This window comes from Agromyces cucurbitae (assembly GCF_058349945.1).
Genome location: NZ_JBYRES010000003.1, coordinates 360,179 through 372,883, shown reverse-complemented (window position 1 = coordinate 372,883; position 12,705 = coordinate 360,179). Strand labels below are relative to the sequence as shown.

10 protein-coding genes are annotated in these 12,705 nt (G+C 71.9%); 5 read left to right on the top strand and 5 right to left on the bottom strand.

The features are described 5' to 3' along the window. Positions 1-257 precede the first annotated feature (257 nt). Complete coding sequence (locus AC3RJ6_RS12960) at positions 258-878, top strand: vitamin K epoxide reductase family protein (protein WP_491427487.1); 621 nt, start codon at positions 258-260, stop codon at positions 876-878. A 142-nt stretch (positions 879-1,020) separates the two neighbouring features. On the opposite strand, the gene ndk is transcribed toward AC3RJ6_RS12960, so the two are convergent. The 5 genes from ndk to AC3RJ6_RS12935 form a co-directional block, all read right to left on the bottom strand. After that, positions 1,021-1,443 carry a nucleoside-diphosphate kinase gene (gene ndk, locus AC3RJ6_RS12955; RefSeq protein WP_231430965.1) on the bottom strand — a complete coding sequence of 141 codons (423 nt, stop codon included), beginning with the start codon at positions 1,441-1,443 and terminating at the stop codon, positions 1,021-1,023. Continuing rightward, positions 1,440-1,913: a DUF4233 domain-containing protein gene (locus AC3RJ6_RS12950; protein WP_491427486.1), complete on the bottom strand. Its 474-nt coding sequence runs from the start codon at positions 1,911-1,913 to the stop codon at positions 1,440-1,442. The genes ndk and AC3RJ6_RS12950 overlap by 4 nt, the downstream gene beginning before the upstream one ends. Further along, the gene (locus AC3RJ6_RS12945) at positions 1,910-3,274 is read right to left on the bottom strand and encodes a bifunctional folylpolyglutamate synthase/dihydrofolate synthase (RefSeq protein WP_491427485.1); all 1,365 of its coding nucleotides are present in this window, start codon (positions 3,272-3,274) and stop codon (positions 1,910-1,912) included. The genes AC3RJ6_RS12950 and AC3RJ6_RS12945 overlap by 4 nt, the downstream gene beginning before the upstream one ends. Continuing rightward, on the bottom strand, positions 3,271-6,570 hold the full coding sequence (gene ileS, locus AC3RJ6_RS12940) for an isoleucine--tRNA ligase (protein WP_491427484.1): 3,300 nt from the start codon (positions 6,568-6,570) through the stop codon (positions 3,271-3,273). The genes AC3RJ6_RS12945 and ileS overlap by 4 nt, the downstream gene beginning before the upstream one ends. 235 nt (positions 6,571-6,805) lie before the next feature. Then, the gene (locus AC3RJ6_RS12935; protein ID WP_491427483.1) at positions 6,806-7,222 is read right to left on the bottom strand and encodes a GntR family transcriptional regulator; all 417 of its coding nucleotides are present in this window, start codon (positions 7,220-7,222) and stop codon (positions 6,806-6,808) included. Between the two features lie 124 nt (positions 7,223-7,346). Between AC3RJ6_RS12935 and AC3RJ6_RS12930 the strand changes: the two genes are divergently transcribed. From AC3RJ6_RS12930 to AC3RJ6_RS12915, 4 genes are read left to right on the top strand one after another with little or no spacing between them, the layout of a single operon-like run. Beyond that, positions 7,347-9,005: an ABC transporter substrate-binding protein gene (locus AC3RJ6_RS12930; protein ID WP_491427482.1), complete on the top strand. Its 1,659-nt coding sequence runs from the start codon at positions 7,347-7,349 to the stop codon at positions 9,003-9,005. After that, on the top strand, positions 8,983-10,014 hold the full coding sequence (locus AC3RJ6_RS12925) for an ABC transporter permease (RefSeq protein ID WP_491427481.1): 1,032 nt from the start codon (positions 8,983-8,985) through the stop codon (positions 10,012-10,014). The genes AC3RJ6_RS12930 and AC3RJ6_RS12925 overlap by 23 nt, the downstream gene beginning before the upstream one ends. Further along, positions 10,011-10,877 carry an ABC transporter permease gene (locus tag AC3RJ6_RS12920; protein ID WP_491427480.1) on the top strand — a complete coding sequence of 289 codons (867 nt, stop codon included), beginning with the start codon at positions 10,011-10,013 and terminating at the stop codon, positions 10,875-10,877. The genes AC3RJ6_RS12925 and AC3RJ6_RS12920 overlap by 4 nt, the downstream gene beginning before the upstream one ends. Beyond that, positions 10,874-12,589, top strand: a complete 1,716-nt coding sequence (locus AC3RJ6_RS12915; RefSeq protein WP_491427479.1) for a dipeptide ABC transporter ATP-binding protein — start codon at positions 10,874-10,876, stop codon at positions 12,587-12,589. Before AC3RJ6_RS12920 ends, AC3RJ6_RS12915 begins: the two co-directional genes overlap by 4 nt. Positions 12,590-12,705: the final 116 nt, after the last annotated feature.

The following is a 12,705-nucleotide window of genomic DNA, read 5'->3' as shown; positions in this document are numbered from 1 at the left end:
ACACCGGATGCCCCGGCCGCGCCGTGGATCCGTACTCCTCTGGAGCGGCCCCGCGCTTCGCGCGGTGCCGCCGAACCATCAATTCTGCGATCGGCGGTTGCCGTGATCGCCACATCTTGCGGGTTTCTCCCGCCCACTCGGATGCATCGCATCCTCAAAGCCTTCGTCGGCGCCGTGCCGGGCGCGGCCCGGACGACTCCCTCGATTATCGCATGCTCTGACAGCGCCATGGGGAATCGGCGTGCCATAATCCGAGCATGCCCGACACCCCGGAGCGCCCTCGGCCGCTCGCCCTCGCGATCTTCCTCGTCATCGCCGGCGCCCTCGGGCTGCTCGCCGCGTTCGAACTCTCGGTCGAGAAGGTGCTCACCCTCCAGGACCCGAGCCACGTGCCGAACTGCAACGTCGGCGTGCTCGTCGGGTGCAGCACGAACCTCGCCTCGTGGCAGGGCGCCGTGTTCGGCTTCCCGAACCCGTTCGTCGGCCTGATGGCCTGGCCCGTCGTCATCACGATCGCCGTGGCGATCCTCGCGGGTGCGACGTTCGCCCGCTGGTTCTGGATCGGCTTCAACGTCGGCGTCGCCGGAGCACTGGTCTTCGTCGGCTGGCTGATCTTCCAGAGCATCTACGTGCTCGACGTGCTGTGCCCGTGGTGCATGCTCACGTGGGCAGTGACGATCCCCACGTTCTGGGCGCTGACGCTCTACAACCTCCGCGAGGGGCATATTCCGGTCTCGGCACGCGTTCGCCGCCTCGCCGCCGGCTGGTACAAGTGGGTGCCGCTCATCACGGTCGTGAGCTACCTGATCGTGATCGTGCTCGCGCAGGTGCAGATGAACGCGATCCCGCGCGTCATGATCGACCTGCAGAACCTCTGAGGCCCTCCGGCGGGTCTCAACCCGGTGGTCGAGTGGCGAGCGACGAAGGAGCACGCGTATCGAGGCCCGGCGACCCGGTCTCGAGTGCGGTCGCCGGGCCTCGATACGCTCCTTCGTCGCTACTCGACCACCGGTGATCGGTTCAGGCGAACCAGAGGGCGAGCTCGCGCTCGGCCGACTCGGGCGAGTCGGAGCCGTGCACGAGGTTCTGCTGCACCTTGAGGCCCCAGTCACGGCCGAAGTCGCCGCGGATCGTGCCGGGCGCCGCGGTCGTCGGGTCGGTCGTGCCCGCGAGCACGCGGAAGCCCTCGATCACGCGATTGCCGGCGACGCGGATCGCGACGACGGGACCCGACTCCATGAACTCGACGAGCGGCTCGTAGAACGGCTTGCCCTCGTGCTCGGCATAGTGCTTCGCGAGGAGTTCCCGGTCGGCCTGCACGAGGCGGATGTCGACGAGCGAGTAGCCCTTCGCCTCGATGCGGCGGAGGATCTCGCCGGTCAGGTTGCGGGCGACGCCGTCGGGCTTCACGAGCACGAGGGTCTCTTCGATCGCGGTGGTCATTGCTGGTCCTTTCCCTGCGCGGCGAACGTCGCGCGCTGTCGGTCGATCCGGCTCCCGGCGACCATGCAGTACCACCACATGCCGCCGAAGAGCGCCCCGACGACGAACATCGCCGGGTTGATGAAGCCCGAGGCGACGATGAGGACCTGCAGCACCCAGCCGAGCGTGTACGCCCAGTCGAAGCGCAGCAGGCCGATCGTCGCGATCAGGCCGAGGATGATGACGCCGCCGGCGACGAGCGCCACCCACGGCGGGAGGGGCGACTCGACGCCCAGTGCGGCGTCGCCCTGCGCGAGCCCCCAGACGACGAGCGCCGCGAGGAAGACCACGATCGTCTCGAAGCCGAGCACGATCGCGGCGAGGCTCTGCCGGATCGAACGCGGCGGGCGCGCGGGCGCCGTGTCCTCGGGATCGCCGCCGGGTCGGTCACTCGCGCCGGACATGTCGCCGGCCGACCGGTCGTCGCTCATGCGCTCCCCCATTCGTGGTCCTCGGCGTAGGCCATGGCCTCGCCGACGAGCACGATCGAGCCGGTGACGAGCACCGCGCGCTTCGGCTCGGCGGCGGCCCAGTCGCGCGCCTGCTCGAGTGCGTCGTCGAGCCGTTCGGCGACGGTCACGCGGTCGTCCGCGCGTGCGGCGACGATCGGCGCGAGCGCGTCGGCGGGCAGCGCCCGCTCCGACTCGGGCGCCGTCACGAGGAACGGCCCCGTGATCGCGGCGAGCTCGGCCATGATGCCGGCGGCGTCCTTGTCGTCGACGACGCCGAACACGACGGCGACCTCGTCGAAGTCGAAGACCTCGTCGAGGGCGGCGACGAGCGAACGGGCACCGTGCGGGTTGTGGGCCGCGTCGACGAGCACGGTGGGCTCGGTGCCGATGACCTGGAGGCGTCCGGGCGAGGTCGCCTCGCCCAGGCCGCGCTCGACGACCTCGTCGGCGAGTCGCACCGAGCCGCCGCCGATGAACGCCTCGACCGCCGCCACCGCGACGGCCGCGTTCTCGGCCTGGTGGGCGCCGAACATCGGCAGCAGCAGGTCGCGGTACTCCCCCGCGAGGCCGCGGATCGTCACGAGCTGCCCGCCGACGGCGACCGCCGTCGAGACCACCGCGAAGGCGTCGTCCTCGACGGCGAGCGTCGACTCGGTCAGCTCGGCGGCGTCCTCGAGCACGCGCAGCGCCTCGTCGGCCTGCCGCGCGGTCACCACGGCTGCGGCGGGCTTGATGATGCCCGACTTCGTGCGGGCGATCGCCTCGATCGTCGAGCCCAGGCGGGCCTGGTGGTCGAGCGCGATGGGCGTGAACACGGCGACCTGTCCGTCGGCGACGTTCGTCGAGTCCCACTCGCCGCCCATGCCGACCTCGAGCACGACGACGTCGACGGGCGCGTCGGCGAAGCAGGCGAAGGCGAGCACGGTGAGCGCCTCGAAGTACGTGAGGGGCTGCTCGCCGGCCTGCTCGAGCTCGGCGTCGACGATCGCGATGAACGGGAGGATCTCCTCCCAGTTGCGCGCGACCGCCTCATCGGTGATCGACTCCCCGTCGATGCGGATGCGCTCGGTGAACCGCACGAGGTGCGGGCTCGTGAGCAGACCCGTGCGCAGCCCGGAGGCGCGTAGCAGGCTCTCGATCATGCGGCTCGTCGACGTCTTGCCGTTCGTGCCCGTGATGTGGATGACGGGCGCCGAACGGTGAGGGTCGCCGAGCAGTTCGACGGTGCGGCGGGTCGGCTCGAGCCGGGGCCGAGGGGCTCCCTCACCGACGCGTGCGATGAGCGATGCGTACACCGCATCGGCGGCGTCGCGCGCCTCGAGGTCGTCGGGGCCGGTCATGCGCGCTCCAATCCGATCGCGAGGCGGGAATCGTCGCCGACCGGCTTCGCCTCGCCGTCGAGCTCGGCCGACGCGAGCACCTCGAGCGAGGTCGCGAGCGTCTCGCCCGCGATGAGCTCGCGGTGCGCCTCCGCTGCCGCCGCGCCGAGGGGGTCGAGGGTCAGGGTCAGCGCGATGCGGTCGCCCACCTCGAGGCCGGCCGACTTGCGCGCCTCCTGCACCGCGCGCACGACGTCGCGCGCGAGGCCCTCGGCCTCGAGCTCGGGCGTCGTCGCGGTGTCGAGGATCACGAATCCGCCGTCGGCGAGGAGGCCGAGCGCACGCTCGCCGTCGCCCGAGCCGGCCTCGAGCACGAGCTCGTACTCGCCGGCCTCGAGCGCGATGCCGCCCGCGACCACGACGTCGCCGTCGAGCGACCAGTCGCCCGATCGCGCCGCCTGGATCGCCTGCTGCACCTGCTTGCCGAGGCGAGGCCCGGCGGCCCGCGCGTTCACGGTGAGCCGCTTCGTGACCCCGTAGGCCTCGGCGCTGCCGTCGTCGAGCGGCACGAGCGCGACCGACTTCACGTTGAGCTCGTCGCGCAGGATCGCCTCGAACGGCGCGAGCGCCGCGGCATCCGCCGCCACGACCGTGAGCGACGCGAGCGGCAGGCGCACCCGGCGGCCCGCCTGCTTGCGCAGCGCGAGCGCGGTCGAGCTGATCTCGCGAACGGCGTCCATGGCCGCGACGAGCGCCGGGTCGGCCGGGAACTCCGACGCCTCGGGCCAGTCGGTCAGGTGCACGCTGCGCCCGCCCGTCAGGCCCCGCCACACCTTCTCGCTCACGAGCGGCAGCAGCGGCGCAGCGAGCCGAGTGAGCGTCTCGAGCACCGTGTAGAGCGTGTCGAAGGCCTCGCGGCCCTCGCCGTCGGCGCCGACGCCCTGCCAGAAGCGGTCGCGCGAGCGGCGCACGTACCAGTTCGTCAGCACGTCGCCGAAGTCGCGCAGCTTCTGCGCCGCGAGCGGCGAGTCGAAGTCGTCGAGATCGGCGGTGACCGCCTCGACGAGGTCGCGCAGCTTCGCGAGCAGGTACCGGTCGAGCACGTCGGTCGAGGCGGTGGAGCGGGATGCCTCGTACCCGCCCTCCTTCGCGGTGTTGGCGTAGAGCGAGAAGAAGTACCAGGTGCTCCACAGCGGCAGCATGAGCTGGCGCACGCCCTCGCGGATGCCCTCTTCGGTGACGACGAGGTTGCCGCCGCGCAGCACCGAGCTCGACATGAGGAACCAGCGCATCGCGTCGGAGCCGTCGCGGTCGAAGACCTCGGAGACATCGGGGTAGTTGCGCAGCGACTTCGACATCTTCTGGCCGTCGCTGCCGAGCACGATGCCGTGGCTCACGACGTTCGAGAAGGCGCGGCGGTCGAACAGGGCCGTCGAGAGCACGTGCATGACGTAGAACCAGCCGCGCGTCTGCCCGATGTACTCGACGATGAAGTCAGCGGGGTTGTGCGTGTCGAACCACTCGCGGTTCTCGAACGGGTAGTGCACCTGGGCGAACGGCATCGAGCCCGAGTCGAACCAGACGTCGAAGATGTCGGTGATGCGGCGCATCGTCGACTTGCCGGTCGGGTCGTCGGGGTTCGGCCGGGTGAGCTCGTCGATGTACGGGCGGTGCAGATCGGGCTTGCCGTCGGGGCCGACCGGCAGTCGGCCGAAGTCGCGCTCGAGCTCCTCGAGCGAGCCGTAGACGTCGATGCGCGGGTGCTCGGGGTCGTCGCTCTTCCACACGGGGATCGGCGAGCCCCAGTAGCGGTTGCGGCTGATCGACCAGTCGCGCGCGCCCGCGACCCACTTGCCGAACTGCCCGTCCTTCACGTTGTCGGGCACCCAGTTGATGTCCTGGTTGAGCTCGCCCATGCGGCCCTTGAACTCGGGCACCTTGATGAACCAGCTCGAGACGGCCTTGTAGATGAGCGGGTTGCGGCAGCGCCAGCAGTGCGGGTACGAGTGCTCGTAGCTCGCCTGGCGCAGGAGACGCCCCTCGGCCTTCAGCAGCTGGGTGAGCGGCTTGTTCGCGTCGCTCCAGAGGAGGCCTGCGACGTCGGTGACGGCCGGCAGGAACTTGCCGCCCTCGTCGAGCGAGATGATGACCGGGATGCCGGCGGCCTCGCCGATCTTCTGGTCCTCCTCGCCGTAGGCGGGGGCCTGGTGCACGATGCCGGTGCCGTCCTCGGTGGTGACGTAGTCGGCGACGAGGATGCGCCACGCGTTCTGCAGCCCGTAGGCCTCGACGTCGGCGTAGTAGTCGAAGAGCCGGTCGTAGGTGACACCGTCGAGCTCGGTGCCGCGCACCGTGCGCGACACGGCCGCGCGCGCGTCGTCGGCCGACTCGTAGCCGAGCTCCTTCGCGTAGCCGCCGACGAGGTCGACGGCGAGCAGGTACTCGGCGCCGAGCACCTCGGGCGCCTCCCCGCCCTCGGCCTGCTCGCGGAGCACGGTTGCGTCGGGCGTGCCGTTCGGGCCCGCCGGCACGACGGCGTACTCGATGTCGGGGCCGACCGCGAGCGCGAAGTTCGTCGGCAGGGTCCACGGCGTCGTCGTCCACGCGAGCGCGCGCACCGCGGTGAGCCCGAGCGACTCGGCCTTCGCACCGGTGAGCGGGAAGGTGACGGTGACCGTCTGGTCCTGGCGCATCTTGTAGACGTCGTCGTCCATGCGCAGCTCGTGGTTCGAGAGCGGCGTCTGGTCGCGCCAGCAGTACGGCAGCACGCGGTGGCCCTCGTAGGCGAGGCCCTTGTCGTAGAGCGTCTTGAACGCCCAGATCACGCTCTCCATGAACGTGACGTCGAGCGTCTTGTAGTCGTTCTCGAAGTCGACCCAGCGGGCCTGGCGGGTGACGTACTCCTCCCACTCCTTGGTGTAGCGCAGCACCGACTCGCGGGCGGCGCGGTTGAACGCCGCGATGCCCATCTCCTCGATCTCGCTCTTGTCGGTGATGCCGAGCTGGCGCTCGGCCTCGAGCTCGGCGGGCAGGCCGTGCGTGTCCCAGCCGAAACGGCGGTGCACCTGGTGGCCGCGCATGGTCTGGAACCGGGGGAACAGGTCCTTCGCGTAGCCGGTCAGCAGGTGGCCGTAGTGGGGCAGCCCGTTGGCGAACGGGGGGCCGTCGTAGAAGACCCACTCGGGAGCGCCCTGGCGCTGGTCGATCGAGGCCTGGAACGTGCCGTCGGCCTTCCAGAAGGCGAGCACGTCGCGCTCGACGGCGGGGAAGTCTGGTGAGGGGGCGACGCCGTGGTCGTCTGGGGTCCGGGGGTACACGCTCGCTCCTTGTGGGACGGATGCTGCACGAGGACGCCGGCCGCTCGATCGAGCCGCCACCGCGGTACCACCTCGTTTGCGGATCGGCCTCCGACGGGGCCGTCGACCGATTCGCCTCTCATTGCCGGCTGTGACGGGCCGCCCCGTTCGGTTCTAGTGGCGAACGGGGCCGTACGGCGCTCGCTCGCGTTCTTCCGAAGACTCCCCGGTGATGGCCGGATCGACGTCGTTGCCGTCAAGAATACCGTGTCGCGGGCGGGCCCGCCGGACGCATCGGGCGCACGACCCCGATCTGCGGGGCGGCGCGGTACGCGGCGCGCACGAGTTCGAGCAGCGCCGCCTCGGGCAGGTCGTGTTCGCGCGCCTCGTCGACGAGGTCGTGCACGGCGCCCGCGAGCGCCGCGTGGCCGCCCACGCGCACGGCGACGACGGCACCCCGCCCGCGGTGCACCTCGATGAGCTGTTCGTCGCGCAGGCGGTGGTAGGCGCGCAGCACCGTGTGCACGTTGACGCCGAGCTCGGCGGCGAGCGTGCGCGCGGCCGGCAGCCGCTCGCCGCCCGTCAGCCGGCCGTCGATGATCGACGACCTGAGCGCCGACGCCAGCTGGTCGGCCAACGGCGTCGGCGAGGCTGGGTCGAGGCGGATCAACATCGCCTAATCATATTTGTTCTATTGCAATGCGAACAACTTGCTTGTCGGTGGCGCGACGCGGTGTCAGGATGACTCAGGGCCGTCGTCGTCCCGCCTGATTCCCACTCCCCTCTCGAGGACTTCGATGCACGCTGCACTCCGTTCACTCCGTCGCCCGCGCACGCTCGGGCTCGCCGTCGTGGCGCTCGCGGGAGCCGTCGCGCTCGCCGGCTGCCAGGCCGCCGAACCCGATGCCTCCGACGACCCCGTCGCGGGCGGCACGTTGCGGTACGCCTCGGGCGATGCCGAGCCGACCTGCCTCGACCCGCACGTCGGCGGCAACTATCCGCAGGCGCTCCTCGCGAGCCAGTTCCTCGAGTCGCTCGTCTCGCGCAACGAGTCGGGCGAGATCATCCCCTGGCTCGCCGAGTCGTGGGAGTCCGCCGCCGACGGCCTGAGCTGGGAGTTCACGCTGCGCGACGACGTCGAGTTCACCGATGGCACGCCGTTCGACGCCGAGGCCGTCAAGGCGAACGTCGAGCACCTCAAGGACCCGGCGACCCAGTCGTCGACCGGCTACCTCGCCCTCGGCAAGGTCGACCACGTCGAGGTCGTCTCCCCCGACGTGGCGCGGTTCGTGCTGACGGCGCCCGACAGCGCGCTGCTCGAGTCGCTCTCGCAGCCGTGGCTCGCGATCGAGTCGCCCGCAGGACTCGCCCGCGGCATGGAGGAGAACTGCCAGGCTCCCATCGGCACCGGCCCGTTCGTCGTCGACGGCTGGGTCAAGCAGGAGCGCGTGTCGCTCGTGCGCAACGACGACTACGTCTCGCCGCCCGCCGACGCCGAGCACGAGGGCGCCGCCTATCTCGAGGCGATCGATTGGCGGTTCATCCCCGACGCCGCCTCTCGTTACGCCGCCCTGCAGGGCGACCAGGTCGACGTGATCGACAACCCGCAGCCCGACACGGCCGCAGCGGCCGAGAAGTCGGGAGACCCCGTCTGGATCGACGCACCTCGCCCCGGCGCCGCCAACCGCATCGAGCTCAACTCGGGCCAGGCGCCGTTCGACGACGAGCGGGTGCGCGAGGCGTTCATCGCCGCGGTCGACGTCAACGACGGCATCGACTCGCTCTACTTCGGCACCGCCGAGCGTTCGTACTCGCCGCTCTCGTCGGTGGAGGCGCTCGCCTACTCCGAGCCCGACCTGTTCGAGACCGACCTCGAGAAGGCGAACGCCCTGCTCGACGAGGCCGGCTGGACCGAGCGCGACGACGACGGCACGCGCATGAAGGACGGAGCGCGACTCGTGCTGCGCTTCCCCGTGAGCACGAACCAGTCGGTGCCGGCGGAGCAGTCCCTCTTCGAGCAGGTGCAGGCGACCGCGAAGGACGCCGGCTTCGACGTGCAGATCTCGCTGCTCGACCTGTCGAGCTGGTACGGGGCGCTCTTCGCCCACGAGTACGAGATCGTGAGCGCGCCGTACACGAAGGTCGGCCCCGATGTGCTGCGCATCCTGTACCACTCCGACAGCATCACGCCCGCGCCGAGCGGCTACTTCGCCAACCTCGCCCAGGTGAACGATCCCGAGATCGATCGCCTGCTCACCGATGCGGCCTCGACGAGCGACGCCGACGAGCGCGCCGACCTGTACGAGCAGGCGCAGCGACTCATCCTCGGCGGGCACTACCTGCTGCCCCTCTACGACCAGCAGAACAGCTTCCTCGTCGCGAAGGCGGTGCACGGCGCCCGCGCACTGCCGACGGTGTCGACGCCGACGTTCTATGACGCCTGGATCGCCGACTGACACCCTGCCGGTCGACGGCGACGGGGCTCCCCCGCCGTCGGCCGGCGGTCCGGCGCCGCGTGCTGCGGGCCGGACGACTCGGCATGTCGCACTGCTGATCGGCGGTGCGGTCTTCGTCATGTGGGCCGTCGCGACCCTCACGTTCTTCGCCATCCGGCTCATCCCCGGCGACCCGGCGCAGGCGATCCTCGGCGGGCCCGGCTCGCAGGCCTCGCAGGAGGCACTCGACCGGGTCCGCCACGACTACGGACTCGACCAGCCGCTCGTCGTGCAGTACCTCGCGATGCTCGGCCGGCTGCTCACGGGCGACCTCGGCACGTCCTATGCGCTCAAGGTGCCCGTCGGCGAGCTCCTCGGCGCGCAGATCGGCGGCACCATGCTGCTCGCCGTGTGCTCACTCGCCCTCGCGTGGGTGCTCGCGCTGGCGCTCGCCCTCTGGTCGACCGGCCGCGGCCGGATCGCCGCTGCGCTCGGTCAGGGCATCGAGCTCGTCGCGGCCGCGCTGCCGCACTTCTTCCTCGCGGCCGTGCTCATCGCCGTGTTCAGCTCTGGCCTCGGCTGGCTGCCGCCCGTCGCGACGGGCACGCCGATCGGGCTCGTGCTGCCGGTCGTCACGCTCGCGGTGCCGCTCGCGGGATTCCTCGCGCAGGTCATGCGGGAGAGCCTCCTCGAGGCGATGCGGCAACCCTTCGTCGCCTCCGCACGCGCGCGCGGCGAGAGCGCGATCGGCATCCGGCTGCGGCACACGCTCCGCCACGCGGCGCTGCCGGGCATCAGCCTCTCGGGCTGGGCGCTCGGATGGCTCCTCTCGGGTGCGGTCGTCGTCGAGACGATCTTCGCGATGCCCGGACTCGGCCGCACCCTGCTGCAGGCCGTCACGCTGCGCGACATCCCCGTCGTCACGGGCGTCGTGCTGCTCGTCGCCCTCGTGTACGTCGCGATGACGGTCGTGACCGACCTCGCCATGCGCATCGCCGACCCGCGTCTCGCCGGGGAGTCGGGACGATGAGCGATCTCGAGCTCCAGCAGGCGACCGTCGACGCGGCGGCGGCCGAGGCCCGGCGCACCGGCCGCCCGCGGGCCGGCACGATCCTCGCCGGCGCGTTCGTCGCCTTCCTCCTCGTCGCCACCTGCTTCCCCTCGCTCCTCGAGACGTACGATCCGAACGCGATCGCCCCGGCCGACGCGTTCCAGCCGCCATCGGCGGCGCACTGGTTCGGCACCGACGAGTCCGGTCGCGACATCTACAGCCGAGTCGTCGCCGGCACCGCCACCTCGCTCGCGATCGGCGTCACCGCCACCGCGATCGGCCTCGCGCTCGGGCTCCTGCTCGGCGTCGCCGCGAGTTTCGGCGGGCGCGCCGTCGACTTCGGCGTCGGACGGCTCGTCGAGGTGCTGTTCGCCTTCCCCGGCCTGCTGCTCGCACTCCTCGTCATCGTCGTCGCCGGCCCGGGGCCGATCACGGCGACGATCGCCGTCGGCCTCTCGACCGCCCCGGGCTACGCACGCATCATCCGGGGGCAGCTGGTGGCGATCCGCAACGCGCCGTACGTGGAGGCCGCGACGGTGCTCGGCCGCACGCGACCCCGCATCATCGGCGCCCACATCCTGCCGAACGCACTCCTGCCGCTCGTCGTGCTCGCGACGCTCGGCATCGGTCAGGCGATCGTCTGGGCCGCCGCGCTCAGCTACCTCGGCCTCGGCGCCGAGCCGCCGGCCGCCGAGTGGGGTGCGATGCTCTCGGCGGGACGCACCTACCTCGCGACCGCGTGGTGGATGACGGTCTTCCCGGGCCTCATGATCGTCGGCACGACGATCGCGACGACCGTGCTCGGTCGCGCACTCGCCCGGCGCGAGCGGGGTGCGCGATGAACGCCGCGGCGGGCACGCCCCTGCTCGAGGTCGACGGGTTGACGGTCGACTTCGGCGACGTTCGGGTCGTCGACGGCATGCGACTCTCGATCGCACCCGGCGAATGCGTCGCGCTCGTCGGCGAGTCGGGCTCGGGCAAGTCGGTCACAGCCAGAAGCCTGCTCGGCATGGCCGGCGACGGCGCCCGGGTGACCGCCGACGTGCTGCGCCTCGCCGGCCGGGACCTCCGCACCGCGACCGAGCGCGACTGGCGCCTCGTGCGAGGGCGCACCGCGGGCCTCGTGCTGCAGGACGCCCTCGTGGCGCTCGACCCGCTGCGTCCCGTCGGACGCGAGGTCGAGGACGCCCTGCGCATCCACGAGCGGATGCCGCGTGCCGAGCGCCGTTCGCGAGCGCGCCAGCTGCTCGCAGACGTCGGCATGCCCGATCCGGCGGCCGCTGCCCGGCAGCGCTCGGGCGAGCTCTCGGGCGGACTGCGCCAGCGCGCGCTCATCGCGGCGGCGCTCGCACTGGAGCCGCCCCTCCTCATCGCCGATGAGCCGACCACCGCCCTCGACGCGACGGTCCAGGCGCGTGTGCTCGATCTCCTCGCCCGCGTGCGCGACCGCGGAACCGGCCTGCTGCTCATCAGCCACGACCTCGCGGTCGTCTCGCGGCTCGCAGACCGGGTGCACGTCATGCGCGACGGCCGCGTGCTCGAGCAGGGAGCGACGGCCCGGGTGCTCGGGGCCCCGAGCGACCCGTACACCCGTGCCCTCATCGCCGCGGTGCCGGCCGACGTTCCGCGCGGCGTCGCGCTGAGCCGTCCGCGCGCGGCCGACGACGAGCCGGCCACGAGAACCGCCCCCGACCCCGATCGCGCCCGCACCGATCCCGGCGCGCACGCCCCGAAGCCGCTGCTCGTCGTCGATCACGTCGTGAAGACGTACCGGTTGCCCGGCCGGCACCGATTCGCGGCCGTCGACGACGTCTCGCTCGAGGTCTCGCGCGGCGAGACGCTCGGCCTCGTCGGCGAATCCGGGTCGGGCAAGTCGACGCTCGCGCGGCTCGTGCTCGCCCTCACCGCCCCCGACGCCGGCACGGTGTCGTTCGACGGTTCGCCGTGGTCCGCCGCCGACGAGCGCGAACGGCGCACGCGGCGGCGCCGGATCGGAGCGATCTACCAGGACCCGCTGAGCTCGTTCGACCCGAGATGGACGGTCGGGCGCATCCTCGCCGATGCCGAGGACGACGCCCGAGGCGATGCCGCCGACGGACCTCGCCGCGGGGCATCCGACCCCGCCGACCGCACGGTCGACCGGCTCGGGCGTGCGCGACGCGTCGCCGAGCTGCTCGATCGCGTCGGCCTCGCCGCGGGAGTCGCGCAGCGCGAGCCGCTCACGCTCTCCGGCGGCCAGCGGCAGCGGGTCGCGATCGCCCGGGCGATCGCCGCCCGGCCCGACCTCCTCGTGTGCGACGAACCGGTCTCCGCACTCGACGTGACGATCCAGGCGCAGATCCTCGACCTGCTCGACGAGCTCCAGCGCGAGCGGGGGCTCGCCATGCTGTTCATCTCCCACGACCTCGGCGTCGTCGGCCACATGGCCGACCGCGTCGCGGTCATGCGAGCGGGCAACCTGGTCGAGCAGGGGCCGGCCGAGCAGGTGCTGGCCGCGCCCGACCACCCGTACACCGCACGGCTGCTCGCCGACGCGCCCCGGCTCGTGCGCTGACCGCGACCTCCGGTCGCGGTCGCCCCGGCGCGCCGTATCCCGCCTTCACCGGGCGTTCCCGGCCGCGCTCCGCTAGGCTTGAGCGTCACATTCAGGCACCTCATCACGGACTCGGT

Excerpts from the sequence above, each read along its gene's own strand:
- AC3RJ6_RS12960 (WP_491427487.1), top strand. The coding sequence starts at position 258 with ATGCCCGACACCCCGGAGCGCCCTCGGCCGCTCGCCCTCGCGATCTTC.
- ndk (WP_231430965.1), bottom strand. The coding sequence starts at position 1,443 with ATGACCACCGCGATCGAAGAGACCCTCGTGCTCGTGAAGCCCGACGGC.
- AC3RJ6_RS12950 (WP_491427486.1), bottom strand. The coding sequence starts at position 1,913 with ATGAGCGACGACCGGTCGGCCGGCGACATGTCCGGCGCGAGTGACCGA.
- AC3RJ6_RS12945 (WP_491427485.1), bottom strand. The coding sequence starts at position 3,274 with ATGACCGGCCCCGACGACCTCGAGGCGCGCGACGCCGCCGATGCGGTG.
- AC3RJ6_RS12935 (WP_491427483.1), bottom strand. The coding sequence starts at position 7,222 with ATGTTGATCCGCCTCGACCCAGCCTCGCCGACGCCGTTGGCCGACCAG.
- AC3RJ6_RS12930 (WP_491427482.1), top strand. The coding sequence starts at position 7,347 with ATGCACGCTGCACTCCGTTCACTCCGTCGCCCGCGCACGCTCGGGCTC.
- AC3RJ6_RS12925 (WP_491427481.1), top strand. The coding sequence starts at position 8,983 with ATGACGCCTGGATCGCCGACTGACACCCTGCCGGTCGACGGCGACGGG.
- AC3RJ6_RS12920 (WP_491427480.1), top strand. The coding sequence starts at position 10,011 with ATGAGCGATCTCGAGCTCCAGCAGGCGACCGTCGACGCGGCGGCGGCC.
- AC3RJ6_RS12915 (WP_491427479.1), top strand. The coding sequence starts at position 10,874 with ATGAACGCCGCGGCGGGCACGCCCCTGCTCGAGGTCGACGGGTTGACG.